The sequence below is a fragment of the Cylindrospermopsis sp. CR12 genome, assembly GCF_001432185.1.
In the GTDB taxonomy this organism is placed as follows: Bacteria; Cyanobacteriota; Cyanobacteriia; order Cyanobacteriales; family Nostocaceae; genus Raphidiopsis; species Raphidiopsis raciborskii.
In genome coordinates this window covers 1-24988 of record NZ_LMVE01000052.1, presented here as the reverse complement: position 1 = coordinate 24988, position 24988 = coordinate 1, and the positions used below count along the sequence as shown (strand labels likewise).

The window sequence follows — 24988 nt, the reverse complement described above, 5'->3', positions numbered from 1 at the left end:
GCGAAAAATTTAATTGTAAATAGATGTTAAACCAACTTCTAATTACAGTTATTTCTATCTTGAATTAGAGTACAACAAAGTAACCATAAATACGAATCACTAAAAAATATCTAAGTTACCGAGATGACTAAAGCATGAGATTATTTTTTCATAGTCTCTCAAAAATAGTTGATCACACTAATTTAAAACAAAAACCCTACTTCTTATTCTGCCAAAGGCTCAGAATTTTGTCAATCTATAAAATTAAGTAAATTAACTCATTTATGATGATTTCTCCACATAATTGCCGAATGTTAACTAGAATCTATTTTTTTCAAAAATATAATCATTTCATCACAAATTCAGTATATTACTTTTAATAGTTAATTACATTCACAAGTTAAGATTTGCTCACTAAATAACTATGGAAAGCCAAGATATGAGTATATTATGAATTCATCAAATATCAAAGATAAATTATCATGTTTTTTTGATAAAATATGATAATTTATCTGGATTGGGAGTGTATTTGCTAATTTGTAAGTTAGATTACAGATATGATAAAAGCATTGATATCTCAATTTTCCATAGGAGAACAAGGGTGGAATTTACTCACATAATCAGATAGATTTTAGTTCAGGAGTATACTGCTAAATGCAACAGGGAAATACAAATCATTGCCTGAAGTAGAAATATTTGTCTCAATCTAGTGGAAGTAAACTATTGAATTTCTTTAAATTGTGCTATTCTTTAAATTAATTAAACAGGAGAAAGTAGGAAATGAATCATTCTCTTAATCTCTCTAAGTTCCGAGTTAGACCACCAGACAATAAATATTATTTCTGTAGCAGATGTAGCGGGTTATATTCCCAGAATACCATAAAATAGATTATCCCAACTTGCTTGCTAAATCAATGCCAGCATAAAGTTGAGAAAGCTAGGGTAATTATGAAATCCGCCAATTAATCACTGATAATGTTTCTAAACAAACAAGAAAAGGAAAGACAACAGTGTATAGTATTATTTCATGATTGTTTGATTAATATCCCCGCTATAGAAATTACTGTAGCTTAAAAGTTACCATTCCCCAAAATTACCATATGCCATGATGTCTGCTGATTCAATAAATACTGCCTTAGCAGAGTTAGAGAACCTAATTAACAGTTGTGAAAATGATTTGATTAGATTTATAGAGGCAAGAAAAATGAATTCAGGAAACGAAATCTCAACTAAGAAAGTTAACAGACAACTGCAACAGAACCCCATTGCTATTGTGGGGATGGCTTCTCTACTACCACAGTCAAGAAATTTAAGACAATATTGGCAAAATATTGTGAGTAAAGCTGATTGTATTACTGATGTTCCAGAGAGCCACTGGAGTGTTAAAGATTACTACGATCCCAATCCTAGAACACCGGAGGATAAAACCTATTGTAAGCGGGGTGGATTTATTCCTGAAGTTGATTTTAACCCCATGGAATTTGGCATTCCTCCTAGCATTTTAGAAGTTACTGATGTATCGCAACTCTTGAGCTTAGTAGTTGCCAAAGAAGCAATGGAAGATGCTGGTTATGGTGAAGCTCGTGAATTTAATCGAGAGAATGTGGGGGTAATCTTAGGGGTAGCAATGGCTAAACAATTAGGTATGCCATTATCAGCTAGATTAGAATATCCCGTATGGGAAAAAGTTCTGATAAGTAGTGGTTTATCACCAGAAGATACTCAAAAAATCGTCGAAAAAATCAAAAGTGCCTACATTAAATGGGATGAAAATGCTTTTCCTGGAATGCTAGCAAATGTCGTAGCAGGACGTATTGCCAACCGATTGAACTTTGGTGGTATGAACTGTGTTGTTGATGCTGCTTGTGCTAGTTCATTTGGTGCTTTAAAAATGGCTATTAGTGAACTGGTAGAATATCGGAGCGATATGATGTTAACCGGTGGTGTAGATACAGATAACACCATCATGGCTTACATTTCCTTTAGTAAAACTCCTGCGGTTTCTCCTGGTGAAAATGTTAAACCCTTTGATGCTAAATCCGATGGGATGATGTTGGGTGAAGGTATCGCCATGTTAGTTCTCAAAAGGCTAGAAGATGCACAAAAAGATGGTGATAGAATTTATGCTGTAATTAAGGGTATTGGAACTTCCAGTGATGGACGCTATAAGAGCATTTATGCTCCCAGAAAGGAAGGACAAGTGAAAGCTTTAGAACGGGCTTATAACGATGCTGGTTTTTCTCCTACGACATTAGGACTAATGGAAGCACATGGTACAGGAACTATGGCTGGAGATCCAACGGAGTTTGCTTCCTTACAAAGCTTCTTCAGTAAACATGATGAAAGAAAACAATATATTGCCCTAGGTAGTGTCAAATCTCAAATTGGGCATACGAAAGCAGCAGCAGGTGCAGCAAGTTTAGTGAAAACAGCTTTGGCGCTATATCATAAGATATTACCGCCAACTATCAATATTACTGAACCTAATCCTAAGTTAGATATTGAAAATTCCTGCTTTTATTTGAATACTGAAACTCGACCTTGGATACGTGGAGAGAGTGAATCACCCAGAAGAGCGGGAGTTAGCTCCTTTGGTTTTGGTGGTACCAATTATCATTTGGTTTTGGAAGAATATCAACAGGAACAACAACAACCTTATCGTCTACATGATGTGGCCAGTCAAATTTTATTTTCTGCTCCTAATCCCAGTGAGCTAATTAAAAATTTAGAGACAAGTTTAGAGAATTTACAAGCTGGAGATAGTAACAGATACTATTCTCAGTTAGTTGAGGAATGCAGGAATATTCAGATTCCTCAGAATGCAGCAAGAATTGGCTTTGTAGCTGGGAATAAAGCGGATGCTTGTAAACTATTAGCTCTGAGCATTGATCTATTAAAAAATAAACAATCTACCCTGAACTGGGAACATCCTCAAGGGATTTATTATCGAGCTTCTGGTATTAAATTAAGGGGGAAAGTAGTAGCCCTATTTTCAGGTCAAGGTTCTCAATATTTAGAGATGGGTAGAGAAGCTGTGATGAATTTCCCGGCTTTACGTCGCCTATATGGATTAATGGATAGCCTGTTAATTGAGGATAATTTACAGCCAATTTCCCAAGTAGTTTTTCCCCATCCTACCTTTAACCAAACAGAGAAAGCTGACCAAATTGCCACTTTACAAAGAACCGAATATGCACAACCTGCTATAGGTGTTTTTAGTGCTGGTTTGTATTCTATTTTTCAGCAAGCTGGGTTTAAATCTGATTTCACTGCTGGTCATAGTTTTGGAGAATTGACTGCTTTACTAGCAGCAGGAGTTTTGAGTGAATCAGATTATTTATACTTAGTAAAAGCTCGAGGAAAGGCAATGGCTGCGCCCAAAGATCCTGACCATGATGCAGGTAGTATGTTAGCAGTCAAGGAAGAAATTAGCAAGGTAGAATTAGTACTGAAAAATTTCCCAAAAATTACGATTGCTAATTTTAATTCTCCTAGCCAAGTAGTTTTAGCTGGTCCTAGCCATGAAATTCAGAAAATTCATCAGAAATTTCAAGATTTAGGCTATGGTGCTGTACTCTTACCTGTTGCTGCTGCTTTCCATACCCCCCTAATTGCATTTGCCCAAAAATCCTTTGCTATTGCCACTAAATCTGTCAAATTACTCAATCCTAAAATTCCCGTTTTTAGCAATGTTACAGCTCAACAGTATCCTCAAGAATCGGATAAGATTCAACGGATATTAGAAAGTCATCTGGCCAGTTCAGTTAATTTTACACAGCAAATAGAAAATATCTATGCTGCTGGTGGTTATTGCTTTGTGGAATTTGGACCAAAACGGATTCTGACCAACCTAGTTAAGGATATTTTGGGAGAACGTCCACATATTACTATATCTTTGAATCCTAGCACTCAAAAAAGTAGTGATATTTCCCTTAGAGAAGCAGCGGTACAACTACAGGTTCTGGGTATGGAATTAGGTAATATTGACCCATACCAATTACCAGAAATATTCTCTAAAGAAATCAGCCAAAAAAGTTTAAATGTTAAACTCAAAGGTATTAATTACGTTTCAGAAAAAACTAAAAATGCCTTTGAAAAAGCACTAAATGATGGGTTTAAAATTCAGGGTGTTCCACAAATTCAACCGGTTTCAGTAATTGATAAACCTTCTGAACTTATACCAGAAAAAGAAGTAGTTGAAATAGTACATACTACTAATGGCAATGGTAACAGAGATCAACAAACATCAATTATCAGTTCTTTATCAACAGACCCCCAAATGAATTCTGCTAATCCTATTAATTCCAGCCTTCGAGCTGAGGAACAGTTACCCATATTAACTTACCCAATGGTACAGGTTTTAGGAGGGAAAATGACAATATCAGATAAAAATACTGAGTTTCAACAGGTTTTAGCTAGTCTAGAAAATCTCCTTAGCCAATTCCAAAATAGTCAAAGTGATAACTTACAGATTCATGACACTTACCTCCAGCATCAAATCGAATATGCCAAGACTTTTTTTCAATTAGTTCAGCAACAGAATACCTTGTTTATGAATAATAAATCTCCTGAAACTGGGGAAACTAAAAAATCAATCATGGACAGCTTTGAGCGCAGCATGATGCAATTTCATCATCAGCAAGCGGAAACCCTGCGCATTCATGAACAATACTTACGGGAACAGTTAGAACATACCAAGAATTTTTTCCACCTCATCCAACAGGAATATTCACTGCTAATTGACGGTGCAGAAGAACTAACACCTGTAATTCCCCTCCAACTTACGGATATACACACGGAAAATCTGCGGGAGATTTCGCCACAAAATTCCCAACTAACTGTGTCAGAAATGGTTGTTAGCTCTACTAGTAAAACATTGGAAGTAGAAATTCCACAACCAACAATTATAGAAACTCAGCCAGTTATAACACCCATCCCGGAGACCAGGGTTGAACAACCACCTGTACCAGTTACGGAAATTGCTATAAGTTCCCAAACGAAAAAATCCGCAATTGATATTCAAGACATAGGTAAAAGTCTTCTATCTATCACCAGCGAAAAAACTGGTTATCCCATAGAAATGTTAGAATTTGACATGGATATGGAAGCTGACTTAGGAATTGACTCTATCAAACGGGTGGAAATATTAGGTGGGTTACAAGAATTATATCCCGATTTACCCAAGCCTAATTTGGAAGAACTAGCGGAAAAACGCACCATTGGTCAAATAGTTGAATATCTAGAAAAACAAGTCCTAACCAACCCGACTACTAACCAGGTGAATCATTCTGAGCATATAGTTAAGAATGTGGATCCCAAAGTAACATCTGAATTGATCATTCCTTCTCCAGTTGACATTCCCCATTCCCCCCCTACCAGTGATGAATACAGCAGTATAGCTGAAACCTTGTTAAAAATTACCAGTGAAAAAACTGGTTATCCAGTAGAGATGTTAGAACTGGATATGGACATGGAAGCTGACCTGGGGATAGATTCCATAAAAAGGGTAGAAATATTAGGGGGAATGCAAGAAGTATACCCAGATTTACCTAAACCTAACTTAGAGGAATTAGGAGACCTGAGGACAATTAGACAGATAGTTAACTACCTCCAAAGTCTGGTGGTGGTTGAAAAAAAAAATCTTGATTTTGAGCAAATAAAAGCCACGGTGGTGGATTTAACCCCACCACCTACTATTGACCCTAATCTTCCCCGTCGTCCAGTTAAATTGAAAATCTTACCGGAACCCGATTTTTGGGAATGCCAATTACCTGGAGGACATATAGGACTAATTACTGACGATGGTTCTCTAACTACCACAAAATTAGTTCATGGGTTGATAGATAAAGGTTGGAAGGTAGTAGTTTTAAGTTTTCCCCAATCAATTGTTCCAGAACGGTCACCATTACCAGTAGGAGTCACTCGCATCAATCTGGCAAATATGAGCGAAGAACATCTACAATTACTACTGCAAAGTATTAGTGTTCAATATGGTAAAATTGGAGCATTTATTCATCTTCATCCGTACTTCTCAACTACCAATCTTGCCTATTTAGAAACCGAAAAGGTAATTGTTAAACATATCTTTTTGATAGCTAAACACTTGAAACAATCACTGAATAATGCTGCCAATCTGGAAGGAAGAGTTAGTTTTTGCACAGTTGTTCATCTTGACGGTACATTTGGTTTAGATCATACAGAAAACTTCGGAATTATTGGGGGAGGATTATTTGGATTGACCAAGAGTTTGAGATGGGAATGGCCAAAGGTATTTTTGAAAGCGATTGATTTAAGTCCTAAGTTAGAACCACACCAGTCAGCAGAATATATTGTAGCCGAACTATATGATTCTAACCGATATATTGGTGAGGTTGGTTATGGTTCTAAGGGAAGAGTGACTCTTGTAGCAACAGCTGATTAGTAGGTGGGTGGAATTAAATATAAGATGAATGTAGGTTAGGTTTCGTTCCTCAACCCATCTTATATAGGGAACCAGGAATTATAAGTTTAGCCAGAAAATATATATTCCCTGTTCCCTGTCTCCTAAGTTCAATAATAGAGTGAGAAATATATGATAACAACTTTTCAAATTCCTCCATCATCGGTGTTTGTAGTTAGTGGTGGAGCTAAGGGAATCACTGCCCAGTGTACGGTTAAATTGGCACAAAGTCAAATTGGTAATTTTGGTAGTTCGAGTAATTCTGGCATTTTTATTCTTTTAGGTCGTTCAGAAATTACTCCAGAACCTGGTTACGCTCATGATTGCTTAGAAGACTCCGTTTTAAAAAAACGCATCATGGAAAATTTAATCTCCCAAGGTGAAAAACCCACACCCATGATGGTACAGAAAATATTCAATCAAATTAATTCTGTTCGGGAAATTAAAAAGACTTTAGCAGCAATCGAACAAACAGGAGCAAAAGCTGAATATATTAATGTTGATGTTACTGATGGGAAAGTTTTACAGGATAAACTCCGTGATGTTTGTCAAAAATTTGGTAAAATTACAGGTATTATCCACGGAGCTGGAAATTTGGCAGATAAATTAATTGAAAAGAAAACCGCTGACGATTTTGAAAAAGTTTATAATGCCAAAGTTCAGGGTTTACAAAACATACTTAACTCTTGTGATCCTCAGCATTTAAAGCATTTAGTCCTCTTCTCTTCCGTGAGTGGTTTTTATGGCAATATTGGTCAGACTGATTATGCTATAGCTAATGAAATTCTGAATAAATCGGCTCATCAATTTAAAAAACATTATCCTCAAACTCATGTAGTTGCTATTAACTGGGGTGGTTGGGATAGTGGTATGGTAACACCGCAATTAAAGAAGGCATTTACCGAACGAGGAATTGATATTATTCCTGTGGAAACTGGTACTCAAATGCTAGTTAATGAGCTGCATCCAGTGTTTAAAAATCAATCCCAAGTTGTCATTGGTAGTCCAATGAACCTACCTCCCACACCCCTGGATAGTGAATTGAAAAGCTACCGTATCTATCGCAGGATGACCTTGGAGCAAAATCCCTTTTTATATGATCATACTATTGCAGGTGTACAGGTATTACCAGCTACTTGTGCTATGTCTTGGATGGTTCATGCTTGTGAAGAAATTTATCCGGGATATCGCTACTTACACTGTCGGGAATTTAAGGTGCTAAAAGGTATCTCTTTCAACTCTAAATTAGGATCAGAGTACATTCTAGAAATTCAAGAAATCTCCAAAGTAGATGGTGAGTTAATTGAATTTCAAACCAAAATTTTGAGTAAAAATTCTCAAGGTAAAACCCATTTTCATTTCTCTGCTATTGTCACAGTGGTAGGGAAAATACCAAAAGCACCAATTTATGAGTCCCTGAATCTAAAGGAGGACAATGTTATCACTACTAGGGGCAAACAATTTTATCAAAATGGTGATTCTTCCTTGTTTCACGGTCCAGCATTCCAGGAAATTAGTAGGGTTCTAAATGTAAACCCACAGAAAATCACTGTGGAGTGTTGTTGGCAAACAATTTCCGAAACCGATCAGGGGCAATTTCCGGTCAAATGGCATAATCCCTACACCACAGATATTAGTACTCAATCATTGTGGATTTGGTTAAATCATTTTCATCAGCAGGTCTGTCTACCAGGACAGTTGACTTATTGGGAACAATTTCTAACTATTCCTTGTAATTCACCATTTTATGTTTCCTGTGAAGTGGAAAATAAAACTGATACAGGGGTAACAGCTAACTTTATTTTGCATAGTGAATCAGGAGAAATCTACTCCCGAATTTTGGGAGCAAAAGCGGTTATTTGGCCTATGAAAATGTTGAGCAAGAAGTAACAGATAATGTAGATATAGAAATCTAGTAATCACGTTTGGGGAATCGCGTAAATCCTAATCAAAAACCCAAACGAGGATTTAACTGTGGAAAAAATAGCCATTATTGGATTATCATGTCTCTTTCCGGATGCGAATAATCCTGACCAATTCTGGCATAATCTCAGCCAAGAAAAGGATGCAACTGCCAATATTAGTATTGATGAATTGGGAGTAGATCCCTCAATATTTTATGATGCTAATAAAGGTACACCGGAGAAATTCTACTTTTTAAAAGGTGGATTTATCCGCAATTTAGATTTTAATCCCCATGAGTATAATCTACCCGGGGAATTTATTGAAAGTCTAGATGATACTTTCAAATGGTCACTGTATGCAGCTAAACAGGCAATTATTCATAGTGGCTATTGGGGAAATCAATCTGCTCTGTCGGAATGTGGGGTAATTTTAGGAACTCTAGCTTTACCTACTAAAGCATCTAATCAATTATTTGCCCCCATTTATCATCAAACAATTGAACCCGCAATTCAAGAACTTTTACAGGAGAAACACTTCCATCTAGGTGGTAAATTAACCCTACCTAAAACATCACCATATAATGCTATGGTTTCTGGGTTACCTGCTGGTATGGTTTCCCGTGCTTTCAATCTTTCTGAAATTCATTGCTGTATAGATGCAGCCTGTTCATCATCATTTTATGCCATCAAATTAGCATCCTATTATCTACAATCTGGTAAAGCAGATTTAATGTTAGCTGGCGCTATTAGTGCTTCCGATCCTCTATTTGTCAGAATGTTATTTTCCGGTCTACAAGCATACCCAGAAAATGGTAGTAGTTTTCCTCTTGATAAAACATCACGGGGGTTAATTACCTCTGAAGGTATCGGTATGGTAATGCTCAAAAGATATGACAAAGCTGTCAGAGATGGAGATAAAATTCTGGCTACAATTTGTGGTAATGGTTTATCTAATGATGGTAAGGGTAAACATCTTTTAAGCCCTAATCTCCAAGGACAACATACTGCTTATCAAAGAGCATATCAAGAAGCAAAACTTGACCCACAAGAAATTCAATATTTGGAGTGTCATGCCACGGGTACTCCTTTGGGAGATACTACCGAATCTAAATCTATTCAAGGCTTTTTTGGGGGAAAAAATTCCCAGCCATTAGTGGGATCTACTAAAAATAATGTTGGTCACTTATTGGTCGCAGCTGGCATGGTGGGAATCACTAAAACTATTTTAGGAATGTCCCATAACCTAATTCCAGCAACTATTAATGTCAGCGAACCTATAGGTTGTGAAAATAGTGTGGTATCGCCACAGAACATTGTCACAACAACTAGACCTTGGCCAACTAAAGAAACTAAATACGCAGCTTTGAGTGCATTTGGATTTGGTGGAACTAACTCTCATTTAATTCTTGAACAAGGGGAAGTAAACAAATGAATATGCCAGCAAATAACACTATAAAAATGGCAATTGTAGGCATGGATGCCTTTTTTGGGGAATGTGATGGATTGGATGCTTTTGAAAGTAGTATTTATGATGGAAAACAACATTTTATTACTCTACCACAAACTAGATGGTTGGGAATTAATGAACACCAAGAATTACTGCAACAATATGGTTTAGAAACCGGAACACCACCTCAAGGCGCATACATTCAAGATTTTGAAATTGACACATTATCCCATAAAATTCCTCCCAATGAGGTGACTAAAATTAACCCCCAACACACCTTATTATTAAAGGTGTGCGATCGCGCATTAAAAGATAGTAATATACAGCCCAATAGTAATGTTGCTGTAATTATCGCTGCGGAAACAGAATTATCAGTCCACCAACTAGAACAAAGATGGAATTTATCTTGGCAAATTAAAGATGGGGTAAATGGAGCTGAAATTCCCCTAAGTCCAGAAAAAATCTCCCATTTAGAAACTATAGTCCAGGATAGTATTCACCATCCAGTTGAGATTGCAGAGTATATCAGTTACGTGGGTAATACCATGGCCAGTCGGGTTTCTTCCCTATGGAATTTCTCTGGACCATCTTTTACCATTAGTGCGGTAGAAACTGCTACTTTTAAGGCTTTAGAATTAGCGGAAATGCTATTAGCTACTGAGGAGGTAACAGCAGTAGTTGTAGGTGCAGTTGACCTAGCTGGTGGGGTAGAAAATGTCCTCTTGAGAAGTCAATTTGGCAAAATAAATACGGGTGTAAATACCCTAAGTTTTGATCAAAATGCTAATGGTTGGAACGTGGGGGAAGGTGCAGGTGCAGTAGTTTTGCAAAGACAGGATACGGCATTAAAAAATAAACAACGTATTTACGCAGTAGTTGAAGCTTTAAGTATTGGACAGTCCCCTTCCATGGCTATAGATAGCAGAACTATTAGCGATGTTTGTAAAAAAGCATTTACACAAGCTGGAATTAAACCCGAAGAAATTAACTACTTAGAGGTTTCTGGTAGTGGAATACCCCAGGAAGACACAGCAGAAATTGAGGGAATATTAGCAGCTTATCCTTATGTTGGTAATGGTCTACACTGTGCCCTAGGTAGCATCAAAGCAAACATAGGTCATACCTTTGTTGCTTCCGGTATTGCTAGTTTGATTAAAACTGCTTTAAGTCTCTATTATAAATATATACCTGGAACTCCCAAATGGTCAGGCGTGAAAAACCCTCAGATGTGGGAAGGGAGTCCCTTCTATGTTGCAACAGAATCTCGACCTTGGTTCTTACAAAAAGAAGTAAAATGTCGAATTTCTGCCATTAATAGTATGGGTTGTGATGGTTCCTTTGCTCATATTTTGCTGTCGGAAGAAATCCAACAGGAACCACGTCCTAGTAAATATTTAGAATCCCGACCCTATCATCTCTTTCCTATTTCTGGAGACAGTGAAACCAGTCTAATTACCGCCTTAAATAACCTAGAAAAAACCCTTGAGAATGGCGAGTGCTTGTCAAAGGTAGCCAGTGAAACATTTAGCGGTTTTCAAAAACAATCTTCCGCCAATTATACCCTATCCATCACTGGACGCAACCAAAAAGAAGTACTCAAAGAAATCAACTCTGCCAAAAAGGGTATAACAGACGCCTTCATAAATAAAAAAGATTGGGCAACACCAATAGGTAGTTACTTCACACCTAAACCCTTGGGAAAAAATGGTGAAGTTGCCTTTGTTTACCCTGCTGCTGTCAACACTTATGTAGGAATTGGTAGAACCTTATTTCGATTATTTCCCAAAGCCTTTGATGACACAGTTATCAAAACTCTATACCGACGAGCAGCGGATGTTGAGAAACTAGTGTTTCCTAGAAGTTTGAGGAAACTGGAAATTAGGGAATTAGAAAACCTAGAAAAGAAATTGCTGGATGATTCCCTGGCAATGTTGGAAGCAGAAATTCTGTTTACTAGATTTATCACCAACATTCTCACAGAAGACTTTCAAATCACACCCAAATATATGTTTGGCTATAGTTTGGGGGAAACCAGTATGATGGTTGCCCAGGGGATTTGGAGTGATTGCTATAAAGCAAGTAATACATTCAACTCATCATCATTATTTGGTGATAGACTATCAGGACCGAAGAACGCAGTGCGAGAGTATTGGGGAATAAACAAAAACTCTCCAGAACATGAGAAATTATGGGCTAATTATGTTTTAATGACCACTGCTGATCAAGTCAGGGAAGTTTTAAAAACAGAAAATCGGGTTTACCTCACTCAAATCAACACCTCGCAAGAAGTATTAATAGCTGGCGAACCCCTAGCTTGTGAAAGAGTGATTAGTAAACTGGGTTGTAACGCCTTTTTAGCACCATTTGATCATGTGATTCATGCGCCGACTATGGAGTCAGAATACCCGGAGCTATATCGAATTCATAACTTACCAGCTCAGGCAATTTCTGGGATTATCTGCTACTCAGCAGCAGAATATCAACCCATAGCATTAGAGAGCGAAACTATTGCCCATAGTATTGCCAAAGGATTATGTCAACAACTTGATTTTCCTCGCTTGGTAAATCGAGTTTATGAAGATGGAGCAAAAGTATTTATCGAAGCTGGAGCTGGTGGTATTTGTTCACGGTGGATAGATAAAGTATTAGACAAACGGGAACATATTACCATATCTTTAAACCGCCGTGGGATAGATGATCACACATCCTTAGTTAAAGCCTTGGCAAAACTGATTAGTCATGGGGTAAAATTAGATCTTTCTTCCCTGTATGATCTTTCTTTAGATACTCAACAAACCAACAAATCAGCACTCAAGAAAATTACTCTGGGTGGTAAATCCATTACCGATCAAATTTTACAGACAGATCATCGTCAACTGTTCTCAAAATATAATCAGCAAGATCTGCAACTCTTTACCAAGGACTTGGATGTTAAAATTATCAACTCTCTCCAACCAGCATATCAAATCTCCCCCCAGGAAATTTATGGTAAACCGGAAAAAAATTCTGTGAAAACTATCATAGATGACCATTTAAATCATGAAGAGCAACTAAACTTTTCACAACTACCTTGCAAAGAAACCCCCAAAGTAACCTCTAAACAAGTGAAGCATATAATTCCCATGAATGATTTCAAGATAGCCCAGTATGAAAAATTCACGAGTAACAACACCAAATTGATAAAAGCACACAGTGATTTTCTAGAAGCTAGAAAAGATTTCAGCCAGCAAATGAGCGAAATAATTAAAATGCAATTAGCTTGTGCTGAAAAATTGTTGATAGATCAAGAAAAATAATTTTTTCAGTATATAGTCTGGATTATAACCCAGACTATGAACTATCCCCATCTATATGTCATAAATTGCCCATTAATTAAGGAAAAAATTACCGTGACAACATTTAATACGGTACTGAACAAACCAAACAACGGACTAGCATTTTTAAAAACCGCTCCCCATCATAACCACAACTGGAAAGGTTCAACAGACTGCGTTGAATTTGAGCAAACTGCCATCAAGCAAAAATTGCTAACCCTAGAAAAACCCTGTCATATTCTTAAAGTAGCAGGTGAAATAGGTGTTAGTAATGATGGCTATATAACCTCAAATTATAATATTCCATCGGAACCCAACCAGCTATTAGTATCATTGCCACCATTAACAGTAGAACAATTTGGTGATCCCACTTTTTTGAAAATCCACAATGTTAAATGTGCCTATATGACAGGTGCTATGGCGGGGGGAATAGCATCAGAAGAGATGATAATTGCTTTAGGCCAGCAAAGACTTTTGGGTTCCTTTGGTTCGGGCGGACTGTCACCAGAAAGACTGGAAATAGCTATTCAAAAAATACAAGCTGCTCTACCTAACGGTCCCTATTGTTTCAACCTAATTCACAGTCCTAACGAACCAAAAATAGAAAGACGGGCTGTAGAATTATACTTAAAATATGCAGTTCACACGGTTGAAGCTTCGGCATTTTTAGATCTAACTCCCAATATTGTTTATTATCGAATTGCTGGTTTAAGTTTAGATGCTAATCACCAAATTCAAATCAAAAATAAAGTAATTGCCAAAATTTCTCGCCGAGAAGTTGCCACCAAATTTATGCAACCACCTCCTGAAAGAATTATCAAGGAATTACTAGCACAAAATCTAATTACGGAACTACAAGCTCACTTAGCAAGTAAAGTTCCTATGGCTGATGATATTACTGTGGAAGCAGATTCTGGAGGTCATACAGATAATCGTCCCCTGGTATGTCTACTCCCTTCTATTATTAGTTTAAGGAATGAAATTCAAGCTAAATATAATTATGATAAAATAATTAGAATCGGGGTAGCTGGGGGAATTGGTACGCCGGAATCAGCCTTGGCAGCTTTTGTCATGGGAGCTGGATATATTGTTACTGGTTCTATTAATCAATCCTGTGTTGAATCAGGAGCTTGTGAATACACAAAAAAATTGTTGGCCCAAGCAGAAATGGCGGATGTGATGATGGCTCCTGCTGCGGATATGTTTGAAATGGGAGTCAAATTACAGGTCTTAAAACGGGGGACGATGTTTCCCATGCGGGCACAAAAACTCTATGAATTATACCGTAATTACGAATCCATTGAAGATATTCCTTTAGCCGAAAGGGAGAAATTAGAAAAACAAATCTTTCGTAAAAGTATTGCTGAAGTTTGGGAGGGAACCGCTGCCTATTTATCTCAAAAAAATCCCGAAAAACTGGGCAAGGCTGTCAATAATTCTAAGTTAAAAATGGCATTGATTTTCCGCTGGTATTTGGGTTTATCTTCTCGATGGTCTAGTAGTGGAGAGAAGGGAAGAGAAACAGATTATCAAATTTGGTGTGGTCCAGCTATGGGTAGTTTTAATGACTGGGTAAAGGCTACTTATTTAGCTGAACCTGACAACCGCCATGTGGTAGATATTGCTCATCACATCATGGTAGGAACTGCCTTTTTATATCGAATTCAGTCCTTGAGGTTTCAAGGTTTACACCTTTCTAGTTTTTACAGTCAATATCAACCTGTTCAACCCATATTGGAGATGAAAAAATGAGTTTAACAAACACGCTAACTACCTATAGTTCAGAGGAAATTCAATCTTTTATGGTGCATAACTTGGCAGAGTTACTAGGGAAAACATCTCAAGAAATTGATGTGGATGAACATTTGGAAAATTATGGCTTGGATTCTGCTCAAGCTATGGTTATAATTAGTAAGTTGGAAGATTTACTTGGTTTTAAACCATCTCCAGTTTTATTATGGCACTACCCGACTATTGCCACACTGGCTCAACGTTTATCAGAAGAAAAAGCTGGAGGTTCTCAACCAGATAATCAGGGTAATAATGTGGATATTCCCATCCCATTTTTGGATTTAGGCGCGGAAGCAGTTCTGGACTCTACCATTCAACCGGTGGGTAGCTATATGGTTCCTCTCGCTAATCCAAAAAATATCTTGATAACCGGAGCAACTGGTTATTTAGGGGCTTTTATTATTAAGGAATTATTAGCAGAAACCCAAGCCAATATTTACTGTTTGGTACGGGCTAAAAATGTGAATGAAGCACAAGATAAACTCATCCATAATCTCCAACAATATGGAATTTGGGAGGATCAATATCAGGAGCAGTACCTGAAGCGACTTGTCCCAGTTGTTGGTGATTTGTCCCTACCACTTTTAGGAATTACCAAGGAAGAATTTGACCAGTTAGCTGCTAACGTAGATACTATTTATCACAGTGGGGCATTACTAAATTATGTCTATCCCTATTCTGCTCTAAAGTCAGCAAATGTTTTAGGTACTCAGGAAGTGCTAAGACTGGCTTGTCAAACTAAAGTTAAACCTGTACACTATGTTTCCAGCGTCGCTGTATTTGAATCAAGTGTTTATGCAGGTAAAGTAGTAAGTGAACAAGATAGCTTTGACGATTGGCAAGGTATTTTCTTGGGTTATTCTCAAACAAAATGGGTAGCAGAAAAACTAGTCAAAATTGCCCGCGATCGCGGACTACCAGTAACGATTTATAGACCACCCTTAATTGCTGGGGATAGTAAGACAGGGATTTGTAACACCCACGATTTCATCAACCTAATGATTAAAGGTTGTTTACAGATGGGGTGTTTTCCAGATGTGGACTATATGTTAGACATGTCTCCTGTAGACTACGTAAGCAAAGCTGTTGTTTACCTATCAAGAGAAGAAACATCTATTGGTAAGGCTTTCCATTTACAACATCCCCAACCTGCTTCTTTAAAATCTTTAGTGGAATGGATTCGCACCTTTGGCTTTAAGCTAGAAATGATTAGTTATGAAGAGTGGCAGAACAAACTAGCTAACATAACAGATCAAGAAAATCCACTCTATACTCTTAAACCATTTTTATTAGAGCGGTGGTCTAAAGAGAAAATTACCATTCCTGATTTGTATTTGCAGTCAAGAAGACCAGTAATTAGTTGCGAGGAAACCCTAGCTGCACTAAAGGGAAGCTCAATTATTTGTCCTCAAATCGATTCTCAATTGTTAATAACTTATACCTCCTATTTAATGCAAACGGGGTTCTTGAGTCTTATTTAACGCCTGAATGCCCGTTTGATTGTGGACAAAACTAGAATTTTCTACCACATCTCATCTTAACGACAATGTGCGGGCAAAATGCCCGCTTTTTTACTGATATTTTTTTCTTTCCGTATTTTCAGACAGAATGATAAAATGGTATATAATAACAATAGCTACCTTAACCACCTTAAAAATTCTCCCTTTTGGCACCTCTAGCAATTACTCTAATTGCTGTGATATTATAGGTGACTGATGCATACACTTGAAAAAATAAAAGTTTAATCAATCATGGCTCTGACGCAACTGCGCAAACAAGAACTGATCTCTGGATTCCAAGTACACGAAACTGACACCGGATCTGCCGATGTTCAGGTTGCTATGCTCACTGAACGAATTAATCGTCTTAGTCAGCACCTGCAAGCAAACAAAAAAGACCACTCATCTCGTAGGGGACTATTAAAGATGATTGGTGAACGTAAAAGACTTTTGAATTATATCCAAAAGAACAACTCGGATAAATATCAATCCCTGATTTCACGTCTTGGTATTCGTGGTTAGGAACTACCAATTATGTCTGCTCAAGAATCAGAACCCAGTCGTCTACCATTTGAACCGAACAAAAAGCGTCAAAAACCTTCAAAGGTCTTTAGCAAACCAGTAGTAAAGACAGAGGAATCGCCACAAAAATTGCCCGACCAACCCCCCTTTACTAAAGAGGAAATGGCGATTCCCCAAGTAGTAAGCCAAAGAATGATTCGCAGAGTGGCAACCTTTTCTGGCATACCTACAGGTTTAGGTATTGGCACCCTGGTGGTCAGCTATTTGTTGGTTAGTTATGCTCACGTTCAACTACCCCCCATTGCGGTGTTACTGGTAAATATGGGACTGTTCGGGTTGGGAGTGTTGGGAATAACTTACGGTGTGCTTTCTGCTTCCTGGGATGAGGATAATCCGGGTACTTTACTGGGTGTAGGTGAATTTGGCACCAATTGGAGTAGAATGGTTGAAGTCTGGCGCGAAACTCGAAAAAAGAAGGGTTAGACCAACCGCGATCAGGTATCTGGACGGTGCCTGACGCAACAATGCTCCCATTCGCCTGCGCCTAAATGGTATTAATACCAAATGTATAAGTCAATAATAGTTGAAATACGGGGCTGTTAAAATGATCATTGTCATGAAAGTAGGTTCCCCAAAGGTGGAAATAGACCGTTTAAGTTCAGATCTAACTGGATGGGGTTTAACACCAGAAAAAATCATTGGTAAACACAAGGTAGTAATAGGTCTAGTAGGAGAAACAGCAGATTTAGACCCGTTACAAATTCAAGAACTTAGTCCATGGATAGAACAGGTTTTAAGGGTAGAAGTACCTTATAAAAGAGCTAGTAGGCAATTTCGTCATGGTGAAGCTTCAGAAGTGGTAGTCACCACTCCCAACGGAAATGTGGTGTTTGGTGAACATCATCCCATAGTAGTAGTAGCAGGACCATGTTCTGTGGAAAATGAAGCTATGATTGTGGAAACTGCTTTGAGAGTGAAAGTTGGCGGTGCCAAGTTTTTGCGGGGTGGAGCATATAAACCCCGTACCTCACCATACGCTTTTCAAGGACATGGTGAAAGTGCTTTAGAGTTATTGGCAAAAGCACGGGAGGTCAGTGGATTAGGAATTATTACTGAGGTAATGGATGGTGCAGATTTGGAGAAAATCGCCCAAGTTGCTGATGTGATTCAGGTTGGAGCCAGAAATATGCAGAATTTCTCCCTACTCAAACAAGTGGGAGCTCAGTCAAAACCAGTGTTACTAAAACGTGGTATGGCCGCAACTATTGAAGACTGGCTCATGGCCGCCGAGTATATATTGGCAGCAGGTAACCCTAATGTAATCTTGTGTGAGCGGGGAATTAGAACCTTTGATCGTCAATATACACGGAACACTCTGGATTTATCCGTAGTCCCAGTATTAAGAAAACTCACCCATCTACCAATAATGATTGATCCCAGCCATGGTGTGGGTTGGGCAGAATTTGTACCTTCCATGGCTATGGCAGCAATTGCTGCTGGTACTGATTCTTTAATGATAGAAGTCCATCCTAACCCAGCTAAGGCTCTTTCTGATGGACCTCAATCCATTACACCAGATAGGTTCGACCAGTTAATGCAAGAACTTTCCGTAATTGGTCAAGCTGTGGGCCGTTGGCATCAGCCAGTTCTTTCACCAGTTTAACTGGTTTAATTACAGGGGGGATTTATCCCCCCTATTTTTTAACTAGCTATAGTCACATCAATACCTAATTTACCACCCAGCTTGAGCAACTGACGGTATTGTGCAGCTTCCCCTGAGTCCTTGAGTTGATTGAGATATTGAGGGATAATTTGACTGTGTAAACAGCTAAAGTACAGTTCCTGGGATTTATCCAAAGAGATACCCAAATTTAAGTCATTACCAACATCAATTAACTTTTCTAGTCTGGCAATATCCATGTATCCCGTAGATCCATGTAATAATTGCCACAACAGACGCATAATTAATTGTTCTAAAATTTGTTTCCCTTCCGGAATTTTTAATTGACAACGTAAATGTTTTGCCTCCGTGGCGATCGCCTGTAACTGTAGGACATGAGAATAACTCAACTGAGGTTCATTAATATCCTGTTCGAGAGAGCGCAAGATAGTCAAACAACGATAACCGAGAGCAATTTCAGCAGCTACTTGTAATTCTTGGGGAACTGTTAAACCATCTCGATGAAAAGCCATAATTACGCCATAATTTTCCCGATAGGTTTGGGTGTAGAGTTGGTCTAACCTAGTTAAGGTTTCCTGACTGAGCAAGCGCATAATCCGGTGGCGTTCCTCTGCAAAAAGATTTTGTAAACTAAACGCCTGTTCGCCAAACATCTTAGTCATCACAACAATAGCATGAGCTGCACTTGCTTGTTGTAGCGATGCCAAAAGATTTTCCTTGAGGTGACCATAATCTCGTCTTCCGGTAAACTGCTGTATACAGCAGTGGAAATCCCAACCGCCCAAATGCAAAACTGCAAACACCAGATTTTCACTTTCCCATGTAATTTCCGACACTAACTTTAAGTGACCAACTGCCATGGTTAAGGATCCCATCCGCTGCATTTGATAATCTAACTGATCAGCTGTGTAGCAATAAACACGTTTTTGATGACCTTCCAAGTGTTTTCTAGACTCTTGGGTAGGGACAGCACCATTGTGATGATTAAACAAAGAAGTAATAGCATAGTGAGCGGCAACTTGTTTGAATCCGATTTGAGCGGTCAGTACGCACTGACGATAAACTTCACCACCATGTTTAAACTGTTCCACATTACTAGGAGCTAGACTCAAGCGTTTAAGGAAACCCTTTTCCAGCTGTACACCCGCAATATCACCAGCCAACTCCAGAGCGCGAGCAGCATAACGAAGGATCTGAGTTCCTTCCGGTCTAGATAACTCCTCAAAAAACCAACCGCAGCTGGTAAACATAAATAGGGAGTGACGCTGCATTTCCAATAAACGCAAAGCATCCACCTGTTCACTGGGAGTAAGTTTGTGAGTTTGATGACGGGAGAGAAAACGATGAACATTAGCAGTAGAGCGGTCTCGGAGAATATCTATATATTCATCTCGTGCCAACCAGGGGTCATGAAATAACCTTCTACCATGATCCTCATAGACTGCAGTTAACTCATCTCGCAACCAATTAAGAGCTTGACGTAGAGGTCGACGCCATTTTTGATGCCATACACCCCCTTCACCACCGCAACCACAATCATCTTGCCAGCGGTCCACACCATGGGCGCAACTCCAAGCTGTGACAGGTTTTAACTCCACTTCCCAGGTGGGGGGATATAAACTTAAATAGTGAGCGAAATTAGTCACAGTCCAACCATGACGGGGGAACTCACCAATAAAAGCGTATGCCAAAGTTTTCTCAGTTCCCTTTTTGTGGTGTCCAAAAGTTTCCCCATCAGTAGCCACAGATATTAACTGAGCAAGACGATGATCGCCACGGATAGCAGCGCCCACCCGCCCGGCAAAATGACTAGAACTATAAACCACATCAGTAAAACCCATATCCCGTGATATAGGTCCATCGTAGAAAAAGATATCAATATAGGGCAACTCATCCGTACTCTGTAGGGAGGTTATTTTACTCACACTTAAAGGTGAAGAAGTGTTTTGGAAACCTGGTTTTAAATAACAACGATAGGGACGGGTAGGATCAATTTGACTACCACCCACCTCATGCCATTCTGGATGGGGATCATGGTCTGTAGGGAAAGGACGACAGCGTTGAGCTTGGGAAGGAGCAAGAATAATAAACTTAATTCCTTCGGAGATCAAAGCTGCTATGGTTGCATAATCTATAGCCGTTTCCGCCAACCAAATACCTTCTGGATCCCGACCAAACCTAGATTTAAAGTCCGCCTTACCCCAGCGAATTTGAGTGTATTTATCCCTTTCATTTGCCAAAGGCATAATTATGTGATTATAGACTTGGGCAATAGCATTGCCATGACCATTAAGCCTCTGACTACTCCTAATATCAGCCTCTAATATTCTTTGATAAACTTCCATGTCATAGCGTTCCAACCAAGACATAAGAGTTGGACCGATATTAAAACTCATGTACTCATAATTATTGACGATCCCCAATAATTCACCCCGGTCATTTAAGACTCTAGCAAAGGCATTAGGACGATAACATTCCCAATGAATACGCTCATTCCAGTCATGGAAAGGACTAGCACTAGGTTGACGTTCAATAGCATCCAAATAGGGATTTTCCCTTGGTGGTTGATAGAAGTGACCATGGACAGTCACATACACACCATGGGGTTTAGTCAGGGGATCATAACTAACTGTGGATTGGTCATTCTCATCCACCTGGAAAGTGAGAGTTGATGCAAGATTTACTGAAGATTCAGCAGCGGATGTCATATATTCTTAACCTAGAGAAAAATTGTGGTTGTAGGGAAAATCTTTGATATCGACTCGATATTTACCTTGATATTTACATTTTTACACCTGTTTGCTACCAAAATCCGGTATAAACAATGTGAGAAACAATCTTAAAAAAACTTAAAGAACAATGGGATTTTACATGGCATAAATAAGATTGTATGATAATTGTGTGACGATTGAAACCAACCAACTAACGACTAGAATAATGTCAACTAAAAATATCATCTTCCTGACTTTGCTAGTTTTCATCCCTATTTCCCTAGCCGCACACTTCTTAGAGTGGGGAGAATTGGTAGTATTTATCACTGCTGGATTAGCAATTTTACCATTAGCCGCTTGGATGGGCACAGCCACCGAAGAAATAGCAGTGGTTGTGGGTCCAGTGTTAGGAGGTTTATTAAATGCCACTTTTGGCAATGCCACAGAATTAATTATAGCTCTAGTCGCGCTAAATGCTGGACTAATAGATGTGGTGAAAGCCAGTATTACGGGATCAATTATCGGTAACCTGCTTCTGGTTATGGGGCTTTCAATGTTTTTAGGTGGAATACGTTATAAAGAGCAGAGTTTTGAATCTGTAGTTGCAAGAGTTAATGCTTCTTCAATGAATTTAGCGGTAATAGCCATTTTACTGCCAACTGCAGTGAATTATACTTCTATAGGAATTAGTGAGAACGTGCTACAAAATCTTTCTATTGCTGTAGCGGTAGTGCTCATTTTAGTTTATGGACTAACACTGCTTTTTTCTATGAAAACCCACGCTTACCTATATGATGTAGGTTTAGCAGATACAGAAGAGGAAAATAACCATCAAAAACCAAATATTGCATTGTGGACTGGTGTCTTATTAGTTTGTACCTTATTGGTAGCGTTGGAATCAGAACTATTAGTGGACTCACTAGAAGTAGCTACATCTAAACTAGGACTGACAGCATTATTTACAGGGGTGATATTAGTACCAATTATAGGTAACGCGGCGGAACATGCCACAGCAGTAACTGTAGCCATGAAAAATAAAATGGATCTTTCACTGTCAGTAGCTGTTGGATCAAGCATGCAGATAGCCTTATTTGTAGCACCCGTACTAGTAATATCCGGATGGGTCATGAAACAACCAATGGATTTAGACTTTAATCCTTTTGAACTAGTAGCAGTAGCTGTGTCAGTCTTAATTGCTAATAGCATTAGTTCCGATGGCAAATCCAATTGGTTAGAAGGCACTTTATTATTGGCAGCATATACGGTTTTAGGCTTTGCATTTTATTTCCATCCATAAATTTGGTTAACCCAAAAAAAGTCTCATGGATGGAGAATGCACAGTTACTTGTCCTGTAAACTATCTGTTAAGTCATTTTTTCAGTTCAAAAGTTCCTTAATATGAGATAAACAGAAATGACCGAAATTGGAATGCTGATTATGGGGGAATTCAACTATAAACAGACGAATTTACCCCATTTACTAGATGAACAGCTATTAAAAGCGGAAAATGCCCAATATAAGACAAAAAATAGCCATTTTTCCCAATTACCTCATGGCATTACATCCAAGATTACAGCTCCCGAATTCATGACAGTGGGAGTCACGGAAAAAATAGCTATATCCAGAACCATTAGGACAGGGTTGATGGACAAAAATGAGGGACGCGTGGCTATTCCGGATCGCTATAGATGGCAGCAAGCATCTAAACGGACAAAAAAGCGCCAATTACCCCCACAATTTCAATTGGCTGACAGGTCAAATCTACCCAAACGAAGACCCACCCCAACAGACTACTTGGCATACAATAGACCTCAAATGCCAACCCTCCGATTTGGTGATTCTGGTCTATCCATTAGAGTCTTACAGCGTTTGTTAATATCCAATGGCTATAATGTGCGAGTTGATGGCGTATTTGGGGCGCTGACTGAAACAGCTATTAAGGCTTTTCAAAGTCAGCGTAATTTATCAGTAGATGGTGTTGTAGGTCCTAAGACTTGGTCTCAACTATGCAGCATTTAAATGCCTTTCGCCAAAACGCTATAGATAAATTTAATAGTGTGACCAGTATGTAGCTTCACCATTACGGATAGCTATAAACTAATAGCTAATTTGCAGAGTTACAGATGCTTCTACTTGTTGTTCACCACCAACTATAGGAGTAACTGCATCCGAAGCGGAAGCCTTAACCATTTGGGATCTTTGTAGCATAGGTGGAGGGGGTGCACTAGCATTGTTAATTTGAATGCTAATTATTTCTTTGGTCTGGAAACCTAAACTGCTGAGAACTGCTTCGGCTTGCTTTTTAGCCTCCTGGGTTGCTTTTCTTAGAGCTTGTTTTTGTGCTTCATTAATAGCCTCATCCGTAGCAACAAAACTAATACCATTAATTTCGCTTGCTCCAGTTTTGATCGCTTCATCTAACAAGGAACCAACCTTGTCAGTAGAAAAGCGAAAACTCACCGTGTTACTAGCAGCATAGCCAGTAATTCTTTGTATATTGTTCGTATAACTATAGACTGGATTAAGCCTGACACCGGTAGTTTCCAACTTTTCAACTTTACGGGACTTGAGTAAATTCACCACCGCAGAGGATCTGCGAGCAGCTTCCTGTTGGACCTCTTGAGCAGTTTTTCCCTGAACTTCTACGCCCAAACTCACTCTTGTTAAAGTGGTGGCTATGGTTTCTACCCCGCTACCACTAACAGTTAATGTGCGCCATAATTGAGCTTTTTCCTGAGCTGATGCTGGTAAGGTAAATATGCTGGAAATTAGTAAACTGAAATAGGCAATTTTCCCCAGTTGCTTAAACTGAAACCCAGATGGTAGTGAAATATTTCTATATATCCTAGACATTGGACGTGCACTCCTCGGCTACTGGTACATTAATACGTTAATTTGTGAATCAAACCACAAAACATTTTGGGATCTGGATAATTAACAATTTGCCATGATCTGGAGAAAAATTTTCTTTGGTTACACTTTTAGCAACAAAGTCAACCGGTTCAACTTTGTATCTCAAGAATGAGGATGATCCCGCTAGAAACTTGTACAACAAGGATAATAAAAAACATTATACATGTAGCTGAATACACAGAAAATCCAAGGATTTAGTCACAAGAAAATCGCCGAAAGGCACGGAAGCCACTTGGCTTTAGACAGGAAGTGCCAACGGCGAATTTATTCGCCTTGATATTTAACCGTGATGCGGATCTTCAATATACCTTTTAATAACATCTGCTGAAACCTGTCCAGCAGTGGAATAAAAATAACTATTAGTCCATAGGCTAGGAAGTTTAAGTAATTCAGGAAATTTTCGTCTTAACAAGCAAGATGACCGTCCTTTAAAAGCTTTAACCACTTGATTTATAGCATGGTTGATGTTCTACAAATAAATGAACATGGTGCAACCTCAAGAGCGAGGATATCCCAGTCTTTTTCTTTGGCTAGTTCGTAAATTATCTGTCGAAGGCGTTTAGGTATCCATACAAGATGCACTACTGCATTACCTTTTGAGTGATTTCCTATTCTGTATTCCAGTGTTGTCTTCATATTGTTTCGTGGCTGCTATTGACAAGTAAATCATATCTCAACTATACTTTTGAAATCAACAAACATTGAAGGTCGAACAATGTACGGATGCCAACAAGTTCTTATCAAATCCGATAAATCAATAACAGCCATATTGGAGTACCTCTGCACAG

At 38.6% G+C, this 24988-nt stretch carries 13 protein-coding genes and 1 pseudogene; 11 read left to right on the top strand and 3 right to left on the bottom strand.

The annotated features are described in order from the left end of the window. The first annotated feature begins 1087 nt into the window (after positions 1–1087). The 9 genes from ASL19_RS07435 (at position 1088) to aroF (ending at position 18558) form a co-directional block, all read left to right on the top strand. Positions 1088–6400 (top strand): type I polyketide synthase, encoded by a 5313-nt coding sequence (locus tag ASL19_RS07435; protein ID WP_057177870.1) that lies wholly within the window; start codon positions 1088–1090, stop codon positions 6398–6400. 150 nt (positions 6401–6550) lie between these two features. Beyond that, positions 6551–8308: an SDR family NAD(P)-dependent oxidoreductase gene (locus tag ASL19_RS07430; RefSeq protein ID WP_057177849.1), complete on the top strand. Its 1758-nt coding sequence runs from the start codon at positions 6551–6553 to the stop codon at positions 8306–8308. Between the two features lie 84 nt (positions 8309–8392). After that, on the top strand, positions 8393–9754 hold the full coding sequence (locus tag ASL19_RS07425; RefSeq protein WP_006277774.1) for a polyketide synthase: 1362 nt from the start codon (positions 8393–8395) through the stop codon (positions 9752–9754). Continuing rightward, positions 9751–13065: a type I polyketide synthase gene (locus ASL19_RS07420; protein ID WP_057177848.1), complete on the top strand. Its 3315-nt coding sequence runs from the start codon at positions 9751–9753 to the stop codon at positions 13063–13065. The genes ASL19_RS07425 and ASL19_RS07420 overlap by 4 nt, the downstream gene beginning before the upstream one ends. Before the next feature lie 93 nt (positions 13066–13158). Then, a complete protein-coding gene (locus tag ASL19_RS07415; protein WP_057177847.1) occupies positions 13159–14835 on the top strand; it encodes a PfaD family polyunsaturated fatty acid/polyketide biosynthesis protein in 1677 nt (558 codons plus the stop codon). Beyond that, the gene (locus tag ASL19_RS07410) at positions 14832–16355 is read left to right on the top strand and encodes a thioester reductase domain-containing protein (protein WP_057177846.1); all 1524 of its coding nucleotides are present in this window, start codon (positions 14832–14834) and stop codon (positions 16353–16355) included. The genes ASL19_RS07415 and ASL19_RS07410 overlap by 4 nt, the downstream gene beginning before the upstream one ends. A gap of 270 nt (positions 16356–16625) precedes the next feature. After that, the gene (gene rpsO / locus ASL19_RS07405; RefSeq protein WP_006277779.1) at positions 16626–16895 is read left to right on the top strand and encodes a 30S ribosomal protein S15; all 270 of its coding nucleotides are present in this window, start codon (positions 16626–16628) and stop codon (positions 16893–16895) included. Between the two features lie 12 nt (positions 16896–16907). Continuing rightward, positions 16908–17378, top strand: a complete 471-nt coding sequence (locus ASL19_RS07400; protein ID WP_006277781.1) for a PAM68 family protein — start codon at positions 16908–16910, stop codon at positions 17376–17378. Between the two features lie 121 nt (positions 17379–17499). Further along, a complete protein-coding gene (aroF, locus tag ASL19_RS07395) occupies positions 17500–18558 on the top strand; it encodes a 3-deoxy-7-phosphoheptulonate synthase (RefSeq protein ID WP_006277782.1) in 1059 nt (352 codons plus the stop codon). Between the two features lie 38 nt (positions 18559–18596). Here the strand turns inward: aroF and ASL19_RS07390 are convergent, their stop codons facing one another. Then, the gene (locus ASL19_RS07390; protein ID WP_057177845.1) at positions 18597–21284 is read right to left on the bottom strand and encodes a DUF3536 domain-containing protein; all 2688 of its coding nucleotides are present in this window, start codon (positions 21282–21284) and stop codon (positions 18597–18599) included. A 229-nt stretch (positions 21285–21513) separates the two neighbouring features. On the opposite strand from ASL19_RS07390, the gene cax reads away from it, so the two are divergent. Further along, positions 21514–22584, top strand: coding sequence for a calcium/proton exchanger (gene cax / locus ASL19_RS07385; protein WP_006277785.1), 1071 nt, complete (start codon positions 21514–21516; stop codon positions 22582–22584). A 116-nt stretch (positions 22585–22700) separates the two neighbouring features. Continuing rightward, complete coding sequence (locus ASL19_RS07380; protein ID WP_057177844.1) at positions 22701–23306, top strand: peptidoglycan-binding protein; 606 nt, start codon at positions 22701–22703, stop codon at positions 23304–23306. A 78-nt stretch (positions 23307–23384) separates the two neighbouring features. Here ASL19_RS07380 and ASL19_RS07375 read toward each other — a convergent pair whose 3' ends face one another. Both ASL19_RS07375 and tnpA read right to left on the bottom strand, forming a co-directional pair. Continuing rightward, positions 23385–24140, bottom strand: coding sequence for an SIMPL domain-containing protein (locus ASL19_RS07375; RefSeq protein WP_006277788.1), 756 nt, complete (start codon positions 24138–24140; stop codon positions 23385–23387). A 340-nt stretch (positions 24141–24480) separates the two neighbouring features. Continuing rightward, positions 24481–24836: pseudogene (gene tnpA / locus ASL19_RS16675) on the bottom strand (IS200/IS605 family transposase). Between the last annotated feature and the right edge of the window lie 152 nt (positions 24837–24988).